This is a genomic window from Mycobacterium sp. IS-1590 (assembly GCF_001500025.1).
Lineage (GTDB): Bacteria > Actinomycetota > Actinomycetes > Mycobacteriales > Mycobacteriaceae > Mycobacterium.
Genome location: NZ_LQIW01000012.1, coordinates 390677 through 410814, shown reverse-complemented (window position 1 = coordinate 410814; position 20138 = coordinate 390677). Strand labels below are relative to the sequence as shown.

Annotated in this window: 18 protein-coding genes; 16 read left to right on the top strand and 2 right to left on the bottom strand. The window is 67.9% G+C overall.

All coding sequences use genetic code 11. The features are described 5' to 3' along the window. Position 1: 1 nt before the first annotated feature. On the top strand, positions 2 to 2212 hold the full coding sequence (recG, locus tag AU197_RS11470) for an ATP-dependent DNA helicase RecG (protein ID WP_064402781.1): 2211 nt from the start codon (positions 2 to 4) through the stop codon (positions 2210 to 2212). Further along, a complete protein-coding gene (locus AU197_RS11465; protein WP_064402780.1) occupies positions 2209 to 2916 on the top strand; it encodes an HNH endonuclease family protein in 708 nt (235 codons plus the stop codon). Before recG ends, AU197_RS11465 begins: the two co-directional genes overlap by 4 nt. A gap of 36 nt (positions 2917 to 2952) precedes the next feature. On the opposite strand, the gene AU197_RS11460 is transcribed toward AU197_RS11465, so the two are convergent. Next, entirely contained in the window at positions 2953 to 3804 is an 852-nt protein-coding gene (locus AU197_RS11460) for an aldo/keto reductase (RefSeq protein ID WP_064402779.1), read from the bottom strand. Between the two features lie 5 nt (positions 3805 to 3809). Beyond that, positions 3810 to 4640, bottom strand: coding sequence for an aldo/keto reductase (locus tag AU197_RS11455; RefSeq protein ID WP_064402778.1), 831 nt, complete (start codon positions 4638 to 4640; stop codon positions 3810 to 3812). Here AU197_RS11455 and AU197_RS11450 point away from each other — a divergent pair. The 14 genes from AU197_RS11450 (at position 4639) to smc (ending at position 20110) form a co-directional block, all read left to right on the top strand. Next, complete coding sequence (locus tag AU197_RS11450; protein WP_064402777.1) at positions 4639 to 5727, top strand: alpha/beta hydrolase; 1089 nt, start codon at positions 4639 to 4641, stop codon at positions 5725 to 5727. The genes AU197_RS11455 and AU197_RS11450 overlap by 2 nt on opposite strands. A gap of 35 nt (positions 5728 to 5762) precedes the next feature. Next, on the top strand, positions 5763 to 6539 hold the full coding sequence (locus tag AU197_RS11445; protein WP_064402776.1) for a DsbA family protein: 777 nt from the start codon (positions 5763 to 5765) through the stop codon (positions 6537 to 6539). Continuing rightward, complete coding sequence (locus AU197_RS11440; protein ID WP_064402775.1) at positions 6536 to 7168, top strand: vitamin K epoxide reductase family protein; 633 nt, start codon at positions 6536 to 6538, stop codon at positions 7166 to 7168. Before AU197_RS11445 ends, AU197_RS11440 begins: the two co-directional genes overlap by 4 nt. 35 nt (positions 7169 to 7203) lie before the next feature. Beyond that, positions 7204 to 10599 carry a pyruvate carboxylase gene (locus AU197_RS11435; RefSeq protein ID WP_064402774.1) on the top strand — a complete coding sequence of 1132 codons (3396 nt, stop codon included), beginning with the start codon at positions 7204 to 7206 and terminating at the stop codon, positions 10597 to 10599. Next, on the top strand, positions 10596 to 11174 hold the full coding sequence (rsmD, locus tag AU197_RS11430) for a 16S rRNA (guanine(966)-N(2))-methyltransferase RsmD (RefSeq protein WP_082696631.1): 579 nt from the start codon (positions 10596 to 10598) through the stop codon (positions 11172 to 11174). Before AU197_RS11435 ends, rsmD begins: the two co-directional genes overlap by 4 nt. 11 nt (positions 11175 to 11185) lie before the next feature. Continuing rightward, positions 11186 to 11665, top strand: a complete 480-nt coding sequence (gene coaD, locus AU197_RS11425; RefSeq protein WP_064402772.1) for a pantetheine-phosphate adenylyltransferase — start codon at positions 11186 to 11188, stop codon at positions 11663 to 11665. Between the two features lie 82 nt (positions 11666 to 11747). Beyond that, positions 11748 to 12314 carry a hemerythrin domain-containing protein gene (locus AU197_RS11420; RefSeq protein ID WP_064402771.1) on the top strand — a complete coding sequence of 189 codons (567 nt, stop codon included), beginning with the start codon at positions 11748 to 11750 and terminating at the stop codon, positions 12312 to 12314. Positions 12315 to 12653: 339 nt separating this feature from the next. Beyond that, positions 12654 to 13391: a cell division protein SepIVA gene (gene sepIVA / locus AU197_RS11415; protein WP_064351119.1), complete on the top strand. Its 738-nt coding sequence runs from the start codon at positions 12654 to 12656 to the stop codon at positions 13389 to 13391. Positions 13392 to 13435: 44 nt separating this feature from the next. After that, a complete protein-coding gene (locus tag AU197_RS11410; protein ID WP_064402770.1) occupies positions 13436 to 14035 on the top strand; it encodes a YceD family protein in 600 nt (199 codons plus the stop codon). Continuing rightward, entirely contained in the window at positions 14028 to 14726 is a 699-nt protein-coding gene (gene rnc / locus AU197_RS11405) for a ribonuclease III (protein WP_064402769.1), read from the top strand. Before AU197_RS11410 ends, rnc begins: the two co-directional genes overlap by 8 nt. Continuing rightward, positions 14719 to 15576, top strand: a complete 858-nt coding sequence (gene mutM, locus AU197_RS11400) for a bifunctional DNA-formamidopyrimidine glycosylase/DNA-(apurinic or apyrimidinic site) lyase (protein WP_064402768.1) — start codon at positions 14719 to 14721, stop codon at positions 15574 to 15576. Before rnc ends, mutM begins: the two co-directional genes overlap by 8 nt. Before the next feature lie 235 nt (positions 15577 to 15811). Continuing rightward, on the top strand, positions 15812 to 16228 hold the full coding sequence (locus tag AU197_RS11395) for an OsmC family protein (RefSeq protein WP_064402890.1): 417 nt from the start codon (positions 15812 to 15814) through the stop codon (positions 16226 to 16228). Next, entirely contained in the window at positions 16212 to 16496 is a 285-nt protein-coding gene (locus AU197_RS11390) for an acylphosphatase (RefSeq protein WP_064402767.1), read from the top strand. Before AU197_RS11395 ends, AU197_RS11390 begins: the two co-directional genes overlap by 17 nt. A gap of 26 nt (positions 16497 to 16522) precedes the next feature. Continuing rightward, positions 16523 to 20110: a chromosome segregation protein SMC gene (gene smc / locus AU197_RS11385; RefSeq protein ID WP_197415513.1), complete on the top strand. Its 3588-nt coding sequence runs from the start codon at positions 16523 to 16525 to the stop codon at positions 20108 to 20110. Positions 20111 to 20138: the final 28 nt, after the last annotated feature.

Here is a 20138-nt window from a genome sequence, read left to right as displayed (position 1 = left end):
CGTGGCGACGTTGTCCGACCGTCTCGACTTCGTGCTCGGCAAGAAGGCCGCCGACCCACTCGCCGAGCACTTCGGCATCCACACGGTCAACGATCTGCTGCGCCACTATCCCCGCAAGTACAGCGACGAGATGACGACGGCCGGCGAGGGTGAGGAGCTCGAAGAGGGCGTCCACGTCACGTTCGTCGACACCATCACCAAGGCGGACCTGAAGTTGACGAACCGGCAACCCCGCCGCGAGTACCTCGTCGTCACCCTCGGGCACAGAACACCGAAGGTGACCGCGACGTTCTTCAACGTCAAGTACCTCAAGAAGCAGTTGGTCGAAGGTGCGAAGGTGATGCTGTCGGGGGAGGTCGGCTACTTCAAGGGCACCATGCAGCTGACCCATCCGGCATTCCTCGTGCTGCACGAGACCGGCGGTGTGCGGGGGTCCAGATCGCTCAAGGCGATCGCCGAAGCATCGGGGGCCACCGGTGAGGACCTGTTGGCGGCATTCGAACGCGACTTCTTCCCGATCTATCCCGCCAACAAGAAGGTCCAGACCTGGGAGATCTACGCCTGTGTGCGTCAAGTGCTCGACGTGTTGGATCCCATCCCCGAACCGCTACCGAAAGCCTTTCTCCGACAACACGGTTTGATCACCGAGGATCAGGCGCTGCGGGCGATCCACACCGCTGAGAGGTCGGCCGCCCGGGACGCGGCCATCGCACGTCTGACCTACGACGAGGCCATCGGTCTGCAATGGGCACTGGTCGGTCGACGTCACGGCGAGCGCAGCGAGTCGGGTCCGCCCGCCGAGCGTCGTGACGACGGGCTCGTCGGCGCCATGCGCGAACAGCTGCCGTTCGAATTGACCGACGGCCAAAAGGACGTGCTCGACGTCATCTCCGAGGAGCTGGCAAGCACTCGACCGATGAACCGCATGCTGCAGGGTGAAGTGGGTTCGGGTAAGACGATCGTCTCGGTGCTGGCGATGCTGCAGATGGTCGACGCCGGCTATCAGTGCGCACTGCTCGCACCCACCGAAGTCCTTGCCGCACAACATGCCCGCTCGATCCGCGCCGTTCTCGGCCCACTGGCGATGGCGGGCCAACTCGGTGGTGTGGACGGTGCCACCCGCATCGCGCTGCTGACCGGATCAATGACGGCGCAGCAGAAACGCGCGGTACGCGACGAGGTAGCAGGCGGCGAGGCGGGCATCGTCATCGGCACCCACGCCTTGCTGCAGGACGCCGTCGAGTTCGACCGCCTCGGCATGGTGGTCGTCGACGAGCAGCACCGGTTCGGCGTGGAGCAACGGGATCGGTTGCGCGGCAAGGCCCCTGAGGGCGTCACACCACATCTATTGGTGATGACGGCCACCCCGATACCGCGCACCGTCGCCCTGACCCATTACGGCGACCTGGAGACCTCGACGCTGCGCGAGCTGCCGCGGGGCAGGCAACCGATCACCACCAACACCGTCTTCCTCAGCGAGCACCCGCGCTGGCTGGAACGCGTATGGCAACGCATCACCGAAGAGGTGAGCCAGGGCAGGCAGGCGTACGTGGTGGCCTCGCGGATCGACGAGAACGACAAGTCGGCCAACGACAAGGAGGGTGGTCCGCCGCCGATCACGGTCGTCGAGTTGTTCGCCCGACTCAGCCGCGGCCCGCTCGCGGGCCTGCGGTTGGGGCTCATGCACGGCAGGCTGCCCGCCGACGAGAAGGACGCCGTGATGGCCGCCTTCCGCGCGGGCGAGATCGACGTGCTGGTGTGCACCACCGTCATCGAGGTCGGCGTCGACGTGCCGAACGCGACGGTGATGGTCGTGATGGACGCCGACCGGTTCGGCATCAGCCAGCTGCACCAGTTGCGCGGGCGGATCGGCCGCGGGCAGCACCCGAGCCTGTGTTTGCTCGTCACCAGACTCCCGCAGGGCTCCAAGGCCGGCGCCCGGCTGACCGCCGTCGCATCAACCCTGGACGGGTTCAAGCTCGCCGACCTCGACCTCTACGAGCGGCAGGAGGGAGATGTGTTGGGCTTCAACCAATCCGGTCGCGCGATCACGCTCCGGTTCCTGTCGCTGCAGGAGCACCTCGACATCATCCTGACGGCCCGTGACTTCTGCGCGCGGTTGTACGAGGACGATCCCGACAACCCGGGTATGGCGGCGCTGGCCACCCCGTTCGTCAGCGACGACCGCGTCGAGTTCCTGGACAAGGCATGAAGCGCAGGCATCTGCTGTGGCTGACGACGATCGTCGCGATCGCGGTGATCGTCGCCGTACAGGCGGTCAACTCGGCGGGCGATCGGGCCCAATTCATCGCGCGCGCCGACATCCCGACCGTGGCGCCCGGCGTCGACGTTCTCGTGGACGTTCCCGTCATACCGCTGCGAATTCGCGGATATGACTATCGCAGAGCGGCTTTCGGGGACAGCTGGACCGACGACAACTCGGCCCCCGGCGGGCACAACGGCTGCGACACCCGCAACGACATTCTCAATCGCGACCTCGACGACAAGACATTCGTGTCGATCAAGCGCTGTCCCGACGCCGTTGCGACCGGAACGCTGCACGACCCGTACACCAACGCCGTCGTCGCGTTCACCCGCGGCGAGAAGACCGGGGCCGCAGTGCAGATCGACCATATAGTGCCGTTGGCGCTCGCCTGGGATCTCGGGGCGCGCAACTGGCCAGAAGACCTACGCGTCCGGTTCGCCAACGATCCAGCGAACCTCATCGCGGTGGCCGGAAACGCCAACCAGGACAAGGGGGATCAGGAGCCCGCGACCTGGATGCCGCCCAATGCGGCGTTTCACTGCCAGTACGCGATGCAGTTCATCGCGGTGCTGCGCGGATACCGACTGCCGATCGACGCACCGTCGGCCACCGCGCTGCGCGACGCCGCCGCCACCTGCCCGACGGGCTGAGGCCCTAAAAGGGGCCGGGGTGAGCCCCGCCAAGGGCTATGTGCCGGTGTAGGTTTCGGGGTCCGGGCGGAACCGCGTGCCCTCGTCGAGGCCGTTGAGTGAGGCCATCTCGTCGTCGGTGAGCTCGAAGTCGAACACCTCGAGGTTCGAGGCGATGCGCTCGGGCTTCGACGAGCGGGCGATGACCGCGTTGCCGAGCTGCACGTTCCACCGGATGAGCACCTGCGCCGGGGTTTTGCCGTGCGCCTGCGCCACCGTAGTCACCGTCTCGTTCTCCAGCAGGCGGCCGACCCCCAGCGGGCCGTACGCCTGGGTGACGATGCCGTAACCGGCGTTGACCTCCCGCAGCTCGGCCTGGCTGAGCAGCGGATGCAGCTCGATCTGGTTGACCGCCGGGGTGAAGAACGACAGGTCGATGACGTCCGAAAGGTGCTCGGCGTGGAAGTTGGCCACCCCGATCGACTTCGTGTCGCCGACCTCCTTGCGCTTCATCAACCCGCCCCAGCTGTCCACGTACTTGCCCTGCTCGCCGGCGGGCCAGTGGATGAGGTAGAGGTCGACGTAATCGAGCCCGAGCCTGCCCAGGCTGGCCTTCAGCGCGTCCTGCGACGACTGGAAGCCCAGATCGGGAGTGGCGAGCTTGGTGGTGACGAAGATCTCGTCGCGAGGCACCCCGGACGCCTTGATGGCCCGTCCGACCGCTTCCTCGTTGCCGTACGACGCGGCGGTGTCGATCAGCCGGTACCCGGCGGAGAGCGCCGCCAGCACCGCCTCCTCGGTCTCGGACTCCGACAGCTCGCCGACGCCGAGTCCGAAGACCGGCATCGTGTGGTCGTCGTTGAGCGTGACGGTCGGAACCGCGGCCGCATTGCCCGGCGTTTCGGTCATTTCACCTACCCCGTGAATTCGAATGTTCGCGGATCGGGGCCCAACCGAGTTCCGTCGCCGAGCGCCGAGACGGACGCCATGTCCTGCTCGCTCAGCTCGAAATCGAACACGTCGAAGTTACTCACGATTCTCTCGGGGGTCACCGACTTCGGGATGACTATATTGCCGAGCTGCATATGCCACCTAATCAACACCTGGGCCGGTGTCTTGCCATGCGCCTCGGCGACCGCGACCACGGTGTCGTTCTTCAGCAGCGAGCCCTGGCCCAGCGGGCTCCACGCCTCGGTGGCGATGCCCAGCTGGGCGTGCACCTCGCGCAGCTGTTCCTGCTGTAGCAGCGGGTGCAGTTCGATCTGGTTGACCGTGGGCACGATTCCCGTCGCGTCGACGAGTTCGCGCACGTGTTCGGGCTCGAAATTGCTCACCCCGATCGACCGGATGCGCCCCTGCTCACGCAGGTGCGCGAAGGCCTTGAACGTCTCGACGAACGCACCCTTGGCCGGCATCGGCCAGTGAATGAGGTAGAGGTCCAGGTAGTCGAGCCCCAGCCGCTTCATGCTCTTGTCGAAGGCGCGCAGCGTGCTGTCGTAACCCTGATCGGAGTTCCACAGCTTGGTGGTGATGAACACCTCGCCGCGCGGAACGTCCGACTTCTCGAGCGCCGCACCCACCTCACGTTCGTTCTGGTACGCCGCGGCGGTGTCGATGTGGCGGTATCCGGCCTCCAGTGCGGTCGCGACCGCGCGTTCGGTGTCCTCGGGCGGGGTCTGCCAAACTCCGAGTCCAACCTGAGGTATCGAATTACCGTCGTTCAACGTGATCGAGGGAGAAGCCATGACCCAAAGTCTGCCAGTCCATGACCGGTGGCGGCCTACCCGCAAGGAAGCCCTGGTCAACACCGCGGCAGGCGTCACCCTTCGCGCGTTGCCGCGGATCCCCGAGCCGGTCAAGCGCCTCCTGCTCGGGCGCCGCACGGTCAGCATCGACGGCAACACGCTGGACACGACGCTGCAGTTGATGCTCGCCGGACAGAAACTCACCGGGATCGACGGTCTGGTCAACGCCGACGGCGTCGCCGCCGCCCGTGGCCAACTCGAAACCCTGGCCGCTGGTTTCAAGCAGAACATCCCCGTCGCGTCGGTGACCGATCTGTCGATTCCCGGACCCGCCGGGACGATCCGCGCGCGTCATTACCGGCCCGTCGACGATGAAGGAGCCCTGCTGGTCTTCTTCCACGGCGGCGGACAGGTCATCGGCAGCATCGACTCGCACGACGACCTGTGCCGCGAGATCTGCCACCGCGGGCAGATGCACGTGCTGTCCGTCGACTACCGCCTGGCGCCCGAGCATCCCGCCCCCGCGGGCACCGACGACGCCTACGCCGCCTTCCGCTGGGCGTGCGAACACGCCACCGAACTGGGTGCCGACCCCGACCGCGTCGCCGTGGGCGGTGACAGCGCGGGCGGCAACCAGGCCACGCTCGTCGCGCACCGCGCCCGCAGCGAGGGACCGCAACCCGCCCTCCAGTTCCTGCTGTATCCGGTCGTCAACTACCGCGACACGACCAGGTCGCAGGTGCTGTTCTCCGAGGGCTACTTCCTCACGCGCGACGACATCGACTGGTTCCGCGACAAATACCTCAGCGGCGGGATCGATCCCGGCGACCCACGGGTGTCACCGTTGCTCGCCGACGACCTGTCGGGCTTGGCGCCGACGCTGATCATCACCGCCGGTTTCGACCCGCTGCGCGACGAAGGCAGGCAGTACGCCGAGGCCATGCGGGCCGCAGGCGTTCGCGTCGACCACCGGGAGTTCGGATCGCTGATCCACGGCTTCGCGAACTTCTTCCCGTTCGGCGGTGACAGTGCCACCGCGATGGCCGAGGTCATCTCGGCGCTGCGCGCGCATCTGGCCCGCGGCTGACGGGGCGGCGGAATCGCGCCGGTACTCTTACCTGCGTGGCCTCGAAACCCAAGAAGACCCCGCGCTACGACCTGAAGGCGGCCGACCGCAGGCGGAACCGGGCTGTGCAGATCGGCCTGACCGCCGTCGTCGTGATCTTCGCGGTCGCGCTGGTGCTCTACATCGTGATGACCAAAGAGGACAAACCCGGTGAGGGCGAGACCAGGGCGGTCCGCGTCGCGTCGAGCAATGTGATCACCCAAGAGGGCACCTCCGAGCCCAAAGCGGTGCTGGCGCTCTACGAGGATTTCCTGTGCCCGGCGTGCGGGAACTTCGAGAAGCAGTTCGGCCCGACGATCAACCGGCTGATCGACAGCGGTGCGGTGGCCGTCGACTACAACATGGTGTCGATCCTCGACCGGGCGGGACAGGGCTACTCGACCCGCGCGGCCAACGCCGGCTACTGCGTCGCCGAAGCGGACACGGAAGCGTTTCGGCGGTTCCACGGCGCGCTCTTCGCGCAACAGCCTCCCGAGGGTGTGGGACCCTTCCCGGACAACGCCCGGCTGATCGAGGTCGCCCGTCAGGCAGGGGTGACCGGTGAGGTTCCGGCCTGCATCAACGGGGGACGCTTCAACGACATGGTCAAGGGTCTGGCCAAGGCGAGCGGGGTCAACTCGACGCCGACCATCCGGATCAACGGTGAGGACTACTCGCCGTCGACACCCGACGCGCTGATCGCCGAGATCGAGAAGATCGTCGGCGAGGTGCCCGCACTGGACGCCGGCGCGCCGCCGCCCAACGCCGATCCGACCCAGCCGGCGAGGCCGTGACGCTCGCCGCGCCCGGGGCCGTCCAGCCGTCCGAACCCACCGCCCATGAGCCGGCGGGCCCGTCGGTGGGACGTCCGAGCGCGGTGTGGATCCTCATCGCGGGTGTGCTGGGGCTTGCGGCCGCGCTCGCGCTGACGGTCGAGAAGATCGAGCTGCTGATCGATCCGCAGTACACCCCGTCCTGCAGCTTCAATCCGGTGCTGTCCTGCGGCTCGGTGATGGTCACCCCGCAGGCGTCCGCGCTCGGCTTTCCGAACTCGTTGATCGGCATCATCTCGTTCACGATCGTGGTGGTGACCGGTGTGCTCGCGCTCGCCAAGGTCGAGTTGCCGCGCTGGTACTGGGCCGGCCTGGCTGTCGGCACGCTGTTGGGTGCCGCCTTCGTGCACTGGCTCATCTTCCAGAGCCTCTACCGCATCGGCGCGCTGTGCCCGTACTGCATGGTGGTGTGGGCGGTGACGATCCCGTTGTTGGTGGTCGTCGCGGTCATCGCGCTCGCACCACAACGCGGAAACACCGTTGCGCGAGTGCTCCACACGTGGCGGTGGTCGTTGGTCACCTTGTGGTTCACCGGCCTGCTCCTGCTGATCCTCGTGCGCTTCTGGAGCTACTGGTCCACGCTGATCTGATCCGCCCGGAGGTTAAAGTACGTGCGTGATCGCCCATGATCTCTAAAGTCCTGGTCGCCAATCGTGGCGAGATCGCGATCCGCGCTTTCCGGGCCGCCTACGAGATGGGGATCGACACCGTCGCGGTCTACCCGTACGAGGACCGCAACAGCGTGCACCGGCTGAAGGCCGACGAGTCCTACCAGATCGGCGAGACCGGTCACCCCGTGCGGGCCTACCTGTCGGTCGAGGAGATCATCCGGGTCGCACAGCATGCAGAAGCCGACGCGGTCTATCCGGGATACGGCTTCCTGTCGGAGAATCCGGCATTGGCGGCGGCGTGCGCGCAGGCCGGGATCACCTTCGTCGGGCCCAGTGCCGAGGTGCTCGAGCTGACGGGTAACAAGTCGCGGGCGATCGATGCGGCCCGCTCGGCCGGGCTGCCGGTGCTCAACTCGTCGGCCCCGTCGGCCTCGGCCGAGGAGCTGATGGCCGCCGCGGAGTCCCTGGAGTTTCCGTTGTTCGTCAAAGCGGTGTCCGGCGGCGGCGGCCGGGGGATGCGGCGGGTAGCCGACATCGACGCGTTGGCCGACGCGATCGATGCCGCGGCGCGCGAAGCCGAATCGGCGTTCGGCGACCCGACGCTGTACCTCGAGCAGGCCGTGCTCAACCCCCGCCACATCGAGGTGCAGATCCTGGCCGACACCCACGGCAACGTGATGCACCTGTTCGAACGGGACTGCAGCGTGCAGCGCAGGCACCAGAAGGTCATCGAGCTGGCGCCCGCCCCGAACCTCTCAGACGAACTGCGACAACGGATTTGCCAGGACGCGGTCGCGTTCGCCCGGCAGATCGGCTATACGTTCGCGGGCACCGTCGAGTTCCTGCTCGACGAGCGCGGCCATTACGTGTTCATCGAGTGCAACCCGCGCATCCAGGTCGAGCACACGGTCACCGAGGAGATCACCGATGTCGATCTGGTGTCCAGCCAGTTGCGCATCGCCGATGGGGAGACGCTCGAGAGCCTCGGCTTGAGCCAGGAGGCGCTGCCGTCGCCGCGTGGTTTCGCGCTGCAGTGTCGGATCACCACCGAGGACCCCGCCAACGGTTTTCGGCCCGACACCGGCCGCATCACCGGATACCGCACCCCGGGCGGCGCGGGCATCCGGCTGGACGGCGGCACCCACCTGGGCGCGGAGATCAGCGCGCACTTCGACTCGATGCTGGTGAAGCTGACGTGCCGCGGACGCGACTTCGGCACCGCGGTGGCGCGCGCCCGCCGCGCGCTGGCCGAGTTCCGCATCCGCGGGGTGTCGACGAACATCCCGTTCCTGCAAGCGGTGGTCAACGATCCGGACTTCCGGGCCGGACGCGTCAACACGTCGTTCATCGACGAGCGCCCGTATCTGTTGACCGCCAGAACGCCCGCCGACCGCGGCACCAAGATCCTCAACTACCTGGCCGACGTGACGGTCAATCAGCCGCACGGCCCGCGAACCGCGTCGGTGTACCCGCAGGACAAGCTGCCCGACATCGATCTGCAGGCGCCGGCGCCCGACGGCAGCAGGCAACTGCTCACCGAACTCGGTCCCGAGGGGTTCGCCCGCTGGCTGCGCGACTCCAAACCGTTGGCGGTCACCGATACGACGTTCCGCGACGCCCATCAGTCGCTGCTGGCCACCCGGGTGCGTACCACCGGGCTGTTGATGGTGGCGCCCTACGTCGCGCGGATGACCCCGCAGCTGCTCTCGCTCGAATGCTGGGGCGGGGCGACTTACGATGTGGCGCTTCGGTTCTTGAAAGAAGACCCGTGGGAGCGGCTGGCCGCGCTGCGCGAAGCCGTCCCGAACATCTGCCTGCAGATGCTGCTACGCGGCCGCAACACCGTCGGCTACACCCCGTATCCGGAGACCGTCACCCACGCCTTCGTCGCCGAGGCGACCGCGACGGGCATCGACATCTACCGCATCTTCGACGCGCTCAACAACGTCGAATCGATGCGCCCGGCCATCGACGCGGTACGCGAAACCGGCACGGCGGTGGCCGAAGTCGCGATGAGCTACACCGGGGACCTGTCGGACCCCGGCGAGAACCTCTACACGCTGGACTACTACCTGAAGCTCGCCGAGCAGATCGTCGACGCGGGCGCCCATGTCCTGGCGATCAAGGACATGGCCGGGCTGCTGCGCCCGCACGCCGCGCACACGTTGATCAGCGCGCTGCGCAGCCGGTTCGATCTGCCCGTGCACGTGCACACCCACGACACCCCGGGCGGCCAGTTGGCGACGTATCTGGCGGCGTGGCAGGCGGGCGCGAGCGCCGTCGACGGTGCGTCGGCGCCGCTGGCCGGCACCACCAGCCAGCCGGCGCTGAGCTCGATCGTGGCCGCGGCCGCGCACACCGAGTACGACACCGGGCTGTCGCTGCAGGCGGTCTGCGACCTCGAGCCGTACTGGGAAGCGCTGCGAAAGGTGTACGCGCCGTTCGATGTTGTGGCGTCTGGGCCTCCTTCTCCGACGGGGCGGGTGTATCACCACGAGATCCCCGGCGGCCAGCTGTCGAACCTGCGCCAGCAGGCCATCGCGCTCGGGTTCGGCGACCGCTTCGAGGAGATCGAAGCCAACTACGCCGCTGCCGACCGGGTACTGGGCCGGCTGGTGAAGGTGACCCCGTCGTCGAAGGTGGTGGGCGACCTCGCGCTGGCGCTGCTCGGGGCGGGCATCAGCGCCGATGAATTCGCCTCGGACCCAGCGCGGTTGGACATTCCGGATTCGGTGATCGGCTTCCTGCGCGGCGAACTCGGCGACCCGCCCGGCGGATGGCCCGAACCGCTGCGCACCAAGGCGCTGGCCGGTCGTGCGCCGGCCAAGTCGCAGGAGGAACTCAGCGAGGAGGACGAAGCGGTGCTCGCCCAGGCGGGCCCGAAACGGCAGGCCGCGCTGAACCGGTTGCTGTTCCCCGGCCCCACAAAGGAACTCGAGGCCCACCGCGAGCAGTACGGTGACACGTCGAGCCTGTCGGCGAACCAGTTCTTCTACGGGCTGCGCAGCGACGAGGAGCATCGGGTCCGGCTGGAGCGGGGAGTCGAACTGCTGATCGGGCTCGAGGCGATCTCCGATCCCGACGAGCGCGGCATGCGCACGGTGATGTGCATCCTCAACGGCCAACTGCGTCCGGTGCTCGTGCGCGACCGCAACGTCGCCAGCGACATCCCCACCGCAGAGAAGGCCGACAAGTCCAATCCCGACCACATCGCGGCGCCCTTCGCCGGTGTGGTGACCGTCGGCGTCGCCGTCGACGACGAGGTGCAGGCCGGTCAGACGATCGCCACGATCGAGGCCATGAAGATGGAAGCCGCCATCACCGCACCCAAGGCAGGCAAGGTGACCCGCATCGCGGTCGCGGAGACAGAACAGGTCGAAGGCGGCGATCTGCTGGTGGTGGTCAGCTGACCCGCATCATCGCCGGCGCGCTGGGCGGTCGACGAATCACCGTGCCCCAGAACAGGTCTGGGGGAGGAACCCGTCCCACCACCGACCGGGTGCGGGAATCGTTGTTCAACGTGCTGGCCGCGCGCGTCGAGTTCGGCGGGATCGCGGTGCTCGATCTGTACGCCGGGTCGGGTGCACTCGGGCTCGAGGCACTCTCGCGCGGTGCGGCGGAGGCGACATTCGTCGAGTCCGACCGGCGCGCCGCGCAAGTCATCGCCGACAACATCGCGGCGCTCGGCGTCACCGGGGCGAGCGTGCGGCGCGGTGCCGTCGCCGATGTGCTGACCGCGGGCTGCACGCGACCGGTCGACCTCGTCCTTGCCGATCCGCCGTACGACGTCACCGCCGAGGAGGTCGAGTCGGTGCTGACGCTGCTCACCGAACGGGGTTGGGCCGGACCGGGAACCGTCGTCGTCGTGGAGCGCGCGGCGAGTGGACGGCCTCTGACGTGGCCGCCGGGGTGGCACGTCTGGCCGTCGCGCACCTACGGCGACACCCGCCTGGAGCTTGCCGAGGCCCCGGAGCGACCCTGCTAGCGTCTTCGCTCATGAGCGGCGCGGTATGCCCCGGATCCTTCGACCCGGTCACCCTCGGCCACGTCGACATCTTCGAGCGCGCGGCCGCGCAGTTCGACGAGGTGATCGTCGCCGTTCTGGTCAACCCCAACAAAAAGGGGATGTTCACGCTCGACGAGCGCATCGCGATGATCGAGGAGTCCACCGAGCACCTGCCGAACCTTCGCGTCGAATCGGGTCAGGGCCTGGTGGTCGATTTCGCCCGGCAGCGCGGCGTCACAGCGATCGTCAAGGGTCTGCGCAGCGGCGCCGACTTCGAATACGAACTGCAGATGGCGCAGATGAACAAGCACATCGCGGGCGTCGACACGTTCTTCGTCGCCGCGACGCCGCAATACTCGTTCGTGTCGTCGTCGTTGGCCAAGGAGGTCGCGTCCATGGGCGGCGACGTCTCCGAACTGCTTCCGGCCGCGGTCAACACGCGCCTGCAGGCCAAGCTCGGCCAGGGTTAACCCGCTTCAGTCGGGGTAGTCAGGTGGAGGCGCACAGCCCATTCGCGCCCCCACCACTACCGAAATGCAGGAGGTTTCTGCCATGGCTGAAACGTTCGTCCAGAACACCGACGACGTCGTGAAGTTTCTGACCGATCAACACAACCTGATCAAGGACCTGTTCGAAGAAGTGCTGAACGCATCGGAAACCGAAGCGCGTGAGAAGGCGTTCGCCGACCTGCGGCAGCTGCTGGCCGTCCACGAGACCGCCGAGGAGATGGTGGTCCACCCGCGCGCCCGCAAGGAGGTCGCCGACGGCGAGGCGATCGTCGACGCCCGTCTCAAGGAGGAGCACGAGGCCAAGGAGTTCCTCTCGCGGCTGGAGAAGATGGACATCGGGTCCAAGGAGTTCATCGACGAGCTCAAGAAGTTCCGCGAGGACGTGATCGAGCACGCCGAGCTCGAGGAGCGCGAGGAGTTCAGCCACCTGCAGAAGAACCTCGACGGTGACGACCTCAAGCGGATGGCGGGCGCCGTTCAGGCCGCCGAGGCGATCGCGCCGACCCACCCGCACGCCGGCGTCGAGTCGGCCAAGGCCAATTTCGCGCTCGGACCGTTCGCCTCGATGCTCGACCGGGCTCGTGACCTCATCGGCGCGGCGGTGAAATAGCCGCCCTCATCTGCCGCCGATTCTGAACCTGTGTTCGGCGAATCGTGGATTTTCTCGCGCACACGTTCAGTTTCGACGAGAACTCGCCCGCCCCCGGCCGGCCGGACGCCATGGCGTGACGGCGACCGGGGGCGGGTTTTTCCGCTGCATTCGACCCCTCTGATGCGGATTGACATAATGCGAGCAGCAATTCAGCCGGGAGTTGCGGCCTGGGGAGTGGAGGGACTCAGCAATCCATGAATTTCCGAGGTCCCGGGCGACACACCGGGGCGGAAGCTGAGTCACAGGGGTAACACCAGGCACACTAGTAACTGTCAACTACGCCTGGAGGGTGTTGCCGTGTACCGAGTTTTTGAGGCGCTCGACGAACTGAGCGCGATTGTGGAAGAAGCCCGCGGCGTGCCGATGACGGCAGGCTGCGTCGTGCCCCGCGGCGATGTCCTGGAGCTGATCGACGACATCAAGGACGCGATTCCCGGTGAGCTCGACGATGCGCAGGACGTCCTCGATGCCCGCGACGGGATGCTGCGCGAGGCCAAGGACCACTCCGACTCGATGGTGTCCACGGCCACCGCCGAGGCGGACTCCGTCCTGAACCACGCCCGCGCGGAGGCTGACCGGTTGCTTGCCGACGCCAAGGCGCAGGCCGATCGCATGGTGGCCGAGGCTCGCCAGCACAGCGAGCGGATGGTCGGCGAGGCCCGCGAGGAGGCCAACCGCGTCGCCGCCACCGCCAAGCGCGAGTACGAGGCCAGCACCGGACGGGCCAAGACCGAAGCCGATCGGCTCATCGAGAGCGGCAACCTGGCCTACGAGAAGGCTGTGCAAGAGGGCATCAAGGAACAGCAGCGTCTGGTGTCGCAGACCGAGATCGTGCAGACCGCGACCGCCGAGGCGACGCGGTTGATCGACTCGGCCCACGCCGAGGCCGATCGACTGCGCGGCGAGTGCGACATCTACGTCGACAGCAAGCTCGCCGAATTCGAGGACTTCCTCAACGGCACGTTGCGCTCCGTCGGTCGAGGTCGTCACCAACTTCGCACGGCCGCGGGCACGCACGACTACGCGGCCCGCTGAGCGCGGAGGGCCGCCAATAACCCGTCGCCGTAAACTCGATACTCATGGCGACGCATGCCAAAGCGGCGGCGCATCGCGCGTCACAATCGCCGCTCGTGATCAACATTTCCCGGCTCGGTAGGCGGCCCGGGTCGATGATGGCTGTCTGCGAGACGGTGCCCAGCCCGTCACGCATCGGACTCGACCTGATCGGGATCGAGCCGGGAGCACCGCTGGCGCTCGACCTGCGCATCGAGTCGGTGTCGGAGGGCGTCCTGGTCTCCGGGACGGTGTCGGCGCCGACGTCGGGCGACTGTGCACGATGCCTGACGCCGGTCACCGGCGATGTCGAAATTCAGCTCACCGAACTGTTCGCCTATCCCGACAGCGCCACCGACGAGACCACCGAAGCCGACGAGGTCGGTCGCGTGGTGGACGACACCGTCAACCTCGAACAGCCGATCATCGACGCCGTCGGTCTGGTGCTGCCGTTCGCGCCGCTGTGCGGGCCCGACTGCGCGGGCCTGTGCCCGGACTGCGGCGTGGCGTTGGCCACCGCCGAACCGGGTCACCGCCATGAGCAGATCGATCCGCGCTGGGCGAAACTGGCCGGCATGTTCGACACTGTGGGCGGAGCCGACGATCGCGAGGACACGCGTGACTGACCGCGCCGCGCTGCTGGCGGCGCTGGGTGTCGAGCTGCCCGACGAACTGCTCACCATGGCGCTCACTCATCGCAGCTACTCCTACGAGAACGGCGGGCTGCCGACCAACGAGCGACTGGAGTTTCTCGGCGACGCCGTGCTCGGACTGACCGTCACCGAGGAGCTCTACCACCGGCACCCCGACCGGTCCGAGGGCGATCTGGCCAAGCTGCGCGCCAGCATCGTCAACACCCAGGCGCTCGCAGACGTCGGTCGCCAGTTGTCCGATGACGGGCTCGGCGCCTACCTGTTGCTCGGCAAAGGCGAGCTGAACTCGGGCGGCGCGGACAAGGCCAGCATCCTGGCCGACGGCGTCGAATCCCTGTTGGGCGCAATATATTTGGAGCATGGCAACGCGGTCGTGCGCGACGTCATCCTTCGGCTTTTCGGCAAACTGCTGGACACCGCGCCCACATTGGGAGCCGGGCTTGACTGGAAGAGCAGCCTGCAGGAATTGACCGCCTCGCGGGGCCTGGGCGCGCCGGCCTACGTCGTCACCTCGACGGGACCAGACCACGACAAGGAGTTCACCGCGACGGTCGTCGTCACCGACACCGAATACGGCAGGGGCGTCGGGCGCACCAAGAAGGAGGCCGAGCTCAAGGCGGCCGCGGCGGCGTGGAACGCGCTGACCGCAGAGGTTGATGCCTGAGCTTCCCGAAGTCGAGGTCGTCCGCCGCGGATTGGACGCACACGTCGTCGACAAGACCATCACCGCTGTGCGCGTACATCATCCGCGCGCGGTGCGACGGCACGAGGCCGGTCCCGCGGATCTGACGGCGCGCCTGCTCGACAGCACGATCACCGGTACCGGGCGGCGGGGTAAGTACCTGTGGCTGACTCTGGACGACGGCTCCGCGCTGGTCGTGCACCTCGGAATGAGCGGACAGATGCTGCTCGGGCCGCTGCCGCGGGAGGACCACCTGCGCATCGCCGCGCTTCTGGACGACGGGACCGCGCTGAGCTTCGTCGACCAGCGCACGTTCGGCGGGTGGATGCTCACCGACATGGTCACCGTCGACGGGACCGACGTTCCGGTGCCGGTCGCACATCTCGCGCGTGACCCACTCGACCCGCGCTTTGACCGGGATGGTGTCGTGAAGGTCTTGCGCGGCAAGCACTCCGAAATCAAACGTCAACTGCTCGACCAGACCGTGGTGTCGGGCATCGGCAACATCTATGCCGACGAGGCGCTGTGGCGCGCCAAAATCAACGGGGCCCGGCCGGCGTCGTCTCTGAGCCGACCGAAGCTGGCCGAAGTGCTCGACGCGGCCGCCGAGGTGATGAGCGAGGCGCTGGCGCAGGGCGGGACGTCCTTCGACTCGCTGTATGTCAACGTCAACGGCGAGTCGGGCTACTTCGACCGGTCGCTGGACGCCTACGGACGCGAAGGGGAACCGTGTCGGCGTTGCGGGGCAGTCATGCGGCGGGAGAAGTTCATGAACCGCTCGTCGTTCTACTGCCCGAAATGCCAGCCCCGGCCGAGGGTGCGACGGACATGACCGCGCTCCTTCCCGCGAGCGTGCGTGTCTGCACACGACACGCCGCGAAATTTCAGCACTTCCCGCACATTCGCGCCTCGACGAATGTGCGCAAAGAACTGCGACACGGCGCCGCCACTGCAACACTGCACGCTCGCGCGGCGGCGAGCGTGCCCAAACCGGTGTCCTACGGCGGCGTGTCGTGTGCAGACACGCACGCTCGCGGAACAAGGGGACTCTCGCGGAAAGGGAAGACATGACCGAACTCTGGGTTGAGCGCACGGGACAGCGACGGTATGTCGGCCGCAGCTCGCGCGGTGCGGAGGTGCTCGTCGGCGGCGAGGACGTCGAGGGCGTCTTCACCCCGGGCGAGCTGTTGAAGATCGCGCTGGCAGCCTGCAGTGGGATGGCCAGCGACGTGCCCCTGCAGCGGCGCCTCGGCGAGCAGTACCGCACCACGATTCGCGTCTCCGGGGCGGCCGACCGCGAGCAGGAGCGCTACCCGCTGCTCGAAGAGCGGATGGAACTCGACCTGTCCGGGCTCTCCGAGCAGGAGCGGGCGCGGGTGCTCACGGTGGTCGAGCGCGCCGTCGACCAGGTCTGCACCGTCGGCCGCACCCTCAAGTCTGGGACCCAAGTGACATTTGAGGTAGATGATGCAGGAGTTAGCTGAGGTACGCCTGACCGCTTGGGTGCACGGGCGCGTCCAGGGTGTCGGGTTTCGGTGGTGGACGCGCGCCCGCGCCCTGGAACTCGGGCTGACCGGATTCGCCGCGAACAAGCCCGACGGCCGGGTTCAAGTCGTCGCCCAGGGCCCGCGCGAATCCTGTCAGCGGCTGCTTGACCTGCTGCAAAGCGGAGAAACACCGGGCCGGGTCGACAACGTCGTCGCCGACTTCACAGAACCTCGCGACTCGCTACAAGGGTTCACCGAGCGATAGCCGCCGCGGCGGTAGTGTGGCACGTCGTGCACCTCAAGAGTCTGACCCTGAAGGGCTTCAAGTCGTTTGCTTCGCCGACGACTCTGCGCTTCGAGCCAGGCATCACGTGCGTGGTCGGGCCCAATGGCTCGGGCAAGTCCAATGTCGTCGACGCGCTCACCTGGGTGATGGGTGAGCAGGGCGCCAAGACGCTGCGCGGCGGCAAAATGGAGGACGTCATCTTCGCGGGGACGTCGTCGCGCCCGCCGCTGGGTCGCGCCGAGGTGACGGTGACGATCGACAACTCCGACAACTCGCTGCCGATCGAGTACTCCGAGGTGTCGATCACCCGGCGGATGTTCCGCGACGGCGGCAGCGAGTACGAGATCAACGGCAGCAGCTGCCGGTTGATGGACGTCCAGGAACTGCTGTCGGACTCCGGCATCGGCCGCGAGATGCATGTCATCGTCGGACAGGGGAAGCTCTCCGAGATCCTCGAGTCGCGCCCCGAGGACCGGCGGGCGTTCATCGAGGAGGCCGCCGGTGTCCTCAAACACCGCAAGCGCAAGGAGAAAGCGGTCCGCAAGCTCGACGCGATGTCGGCCAACCTGAACCGGCTGACCGACCTGACCACCGAACTGCGTCGTCAACTCAAACCGCTCGGACGGCAGGCCGAGATGGCCCGGCGCGCCCAGACCATCCAGGCCGATCTGCGCGACGCGCGGTTGCGGCTGGCCGCCGACGACCTGGTCACCCGCCGCGCCGAGTTCGACAACACCAACCAGGCCGAGACCACGCTGCGGCGCGAACACGATGAGATCGCGACGCGGCTGGAAGCCAAGACCGCCGAGCTGGCCGCGCATGAGGCGGCGGTGGGCAGCCTGAGCGAACGCGCGGACGCGGCTCAGCAGACGTGGTTCGCGCTGTCCGCCCTCGCCGAACGCGTCGGCGCGACGGTCCGCATCGCCAACGAGCGCGCACAGCATCTCGACACCGAGCCCGAGGCGTCGACGGGCCCGGATCCCGACGCCCTGGACGCCCAAGCCGACGAGGTCGCCGAACAAGAGCGCCGGCTGCTCGGCGAGTTGACCGAGTCGCGCGGAAAGCTCGAGGCGGCCCGCGCCGAACTCACCGAACGCGAGCGCATCGCCGCCGAGGCCGAACGTGCGCACCTTGCCGCCGCGCGGGCCGAAGCCGACCGCCGCGAGGGTCTGGCGCGGCTGGCCGGCCAGGTCGACACGATGCGCACCCGCGTGGAATCGATCGATGAGACCGTCGCCCGCCTCACCGGCACCATCGACGAGGCCGCCACCCGCGCGCAGCAGACCCAGGCCGAGTTCGAGACCGTGCAGAGTCGCGTCGGTGAACTCGACGCCGGCGAGGTCGGGCTCGACGAACACCACGATCGGACGGTCGCCGCCCTGCGGCTCGCCGACGAACGGGTCGCCGAACTGCAGGCCGCCGAGCGCGGCGCCGAACGGCAGGTGGCCTCGCTGCGAGCGCGTATCGAAGCCCTCTCGGTGGGCCTCGACCGCAAGGACGGCGCCGCGTGGCTGCAGAAGAACCGCAGTGGGGCAGGGCTTCTCGGTTCGGTCGCCAACCTGCTGAAGGTACGCAGCGGCTACGAGGTGGCCGTCGCGGCGGTGCTCGGTGCCGCGGCCGACGCGGTGGCCGCCGAGAGCCCGGGGGCCGCCCGCGCAGCGGTCGCGGCGCTCAAGGAGTCCGACGGCGGCCGTGCGGCGATCGTGCTCAGCGATTGGCCGAACCGCGAAGTGCCGCAGGCACAGTCGTTGCCCGGCGGTGCGGTGCGCGCGGTGGATCTGGTCGAGGCGCCACCGCGACTGCAGGGTGCGGTGCGCGCCATGCTCTCCGACGTCGTGGTGGTCTCGGACCTGGCCGCTGCGCTGGACGCGGTCGCAGCGCATCCGACGCTGCGGGCGGTCACCACCGACGGTGACCTCGTGGGCCCGGGATGGGTCAGCGGCGGGTCGGATCGCAAACCCAGCACGCTCGAGATCGCATCGGAGGTCGAGAAGGCGCGCGCCGAGCTCGCCGAGGCCGAAAAGCAGGTCAACGAGCTGTCGGCGGCTCTGTCGGGCGCGCTGGCCGAACAGGCCAGTCGTCAGGACGCCGCGGAGCAGGCGCTGGCCGCGCTGAACGAATCCGACGCGGCGATCTCGGCGATCTACGAGCAGTTGGGTCGACTCGGTCAGGACGCCCGTTCGGCCGACGACGAATGGCAGCGGCTGATCCAGCAGCGAAATGAGCTGGAAGCCAATCGTTCCCGAACCGTCGATGAACTCACCCAGCTCGAGCAGCGGCTGCACAACGCACAGCAGGAGCCGACGTTCGAAGCCGAGCCTGTCAACCGGCAGGAGACGACAGCAGCGGCCGAGGCGGCCCGCGGCGCCGAGGTGGAGGCCCGGTTGGCGGTGCGTACCGCCGAAGAACGTGCGAACGCCGTTCGCGGAAAGGCAGATTCGCTGCGCCGAGCCGCTGCTGCCGAACGTGAGGCCAGACTGCGCGCGATGCGTGCGCGCGAGGCTCGTCGACATGCAGCGGCCGTGGCCGCCGCGGTCGCGGAATCGGGTCGCGCTGTCGCGCAACGGCTCAGCGCCGTCGTGGCGGTGGCGTCGCGTGCCCGCGACGAAGTGGCCGCCGAACGGCAGCACCGCGCCGCGGCGCTCTCCAAGGCACGCGACGAGGTCAACGAGCTCACGGCCAAGGTCAACGGCCTCACCGAGGCGCTGCACAAGGACGAGGTCGCCAAGGCGCAGGCCGCACTGCGGATCGAACAGCTCGAAGAGCAGGTCCTCGAGCAGTTCGGCATGGCGACCGCAGACCTCATTGCCGAGTACGGCCCCGACGTGCCCCTTCCGCCAACGGAATTGGAGATGGCCGAGTACGAGCAGGCGCGCGAGCGCGGCGAGCAGGTCATCGCACCCGCCCCGATGCCGTTCGACAGGGCGACGCAGGAACGGCGCGCCAAGAAGGCCGAGCGGGAGCTCAACGAGCTGGGGCGGGTCAATCCGCTGGCGCTCGAGGAGTTCGCCGCGCTCGAGGAGCGCTACAACTTCCTGTCAACCCAACTCGAGGACGTCAAGGGTGCGCGAAAGGACCTCCTCGACGTGATCGAGGACGTGGACGCGCGCATCCTGCAGGTGTTCACCGAGGCGTACGCCGACGTGGAACGCGAGTTCACACAGGTGTTTTCGACGCTTTTCCCCGGTGGCGAAGGCCGGCTGCTGCTCACCGATCCCAACGACATGCTGACCACCGGCATCGAGGTCGAGGCGCGGCCACCCGGCAAGAAGATCAAGCGGCTGTCGCTGCTGTCCGGCGGCGAGAAGTCGTTGACCGCGGTCGCGATGCTCGTCGCGATCTTCCGCGCGAGGCCCTCGCCGTTCTACGTGATGGACGAGGTGGAGGCGGCGCTCGACGATGTGAACCTGCGCCGACTGATCAGTTTGTTCGAGCAGCTGCGCGAGCGCTCCCAGCTGATCGTCATCACCCATCAGAAGCCGACGATGGAGGTCGCCGACGCGCTGTACGGGGTCACCATGCGCGACGACGGCATCACCGCGGTGATCAGCCAGCGCATGCGCGGACAGGAACTGGTCGGCGCCGCCAACTGAGCGCCCGATCACGCCACGAGCTGTGTGC

Bases quoted from the DNA above. Each gene is read 5' to 3' on its own strand.
- AU197_RS11390 (WP_064402767.1), top strand. From the start codon at position 16,212: ATGCAGGAGTTAGCTGAGGTACGCCTGACCGCTTGGGTGCACGGGCGC.
- AU197_RS11410 (WP_064402770.1), top strand. From the start codon at position 13,436: ATGGCGACGCATGCCAAAGCGGCGGCGCATCGCGCGTCACAATCGCCG.
- coaD (WP_064402772.1), top strand. From the start codon at position 11,186: ATGAGCGGCGCGGTATGCCCCGGATCCTTCGACCCGGTCACCCTCGGC.
- mutM (WP_064402768.1), top strand. From the start codon at position 14,719: ATGCCTGAGCTTCCCGAAGTCGAGGTCGTCCGCCGCGGATTGGACGCA.
- AU197_RS11395 (WP_064402890.1), top strand. From the start codon at position 15,812: ATGACCGAACTCTGGGTTGAGCGCACGGGACAGCGACGGTATGTCGGC.
- AU197_RS11455 (WP_064402778.1), bottom strand. From the start codon at position 4,640: ATGGCTTCTCCCTCGATCACGTTGAACGACGGTAATTCGATACCTCAG.
- AU197_RS11460 (WP_064402779.1), bottom strand. From the start codon at position 3,804: ATGACCGAAACGCCGGGCAATGCGGCCGCGGTTCCGACCGTCACGCTC.
- AU197_RS11435 (WP_064402774.1), top strand. From the start codon at position 7,204: ATGATCTCTAAAGTCCTGGTCGCCAATCGTGGCGAGATCGCGATCCGC.
- AU197_RS11420 (WP_064402771.1), top strand. From the start codon at position 11,748: ATGGCTGAAACGTTCGTCCAGAACACCGACGACGTCGTGAAGTTTCTG.
- AU197_RS11465 (WP_064402780.1), top strand. From the start codon at position 2,209: ATGAAGCGCAGGCATCTGCTGTGGCTGACGACGATCGTCGCGATCGCG.
- AU197_RS11450 (WP_064402777.1), top strand. From the start codon at position 4,639: ATGACCCAAAGTCTGCCAGTCCATGACCGGTGGCGGCCTACCCGCAAG.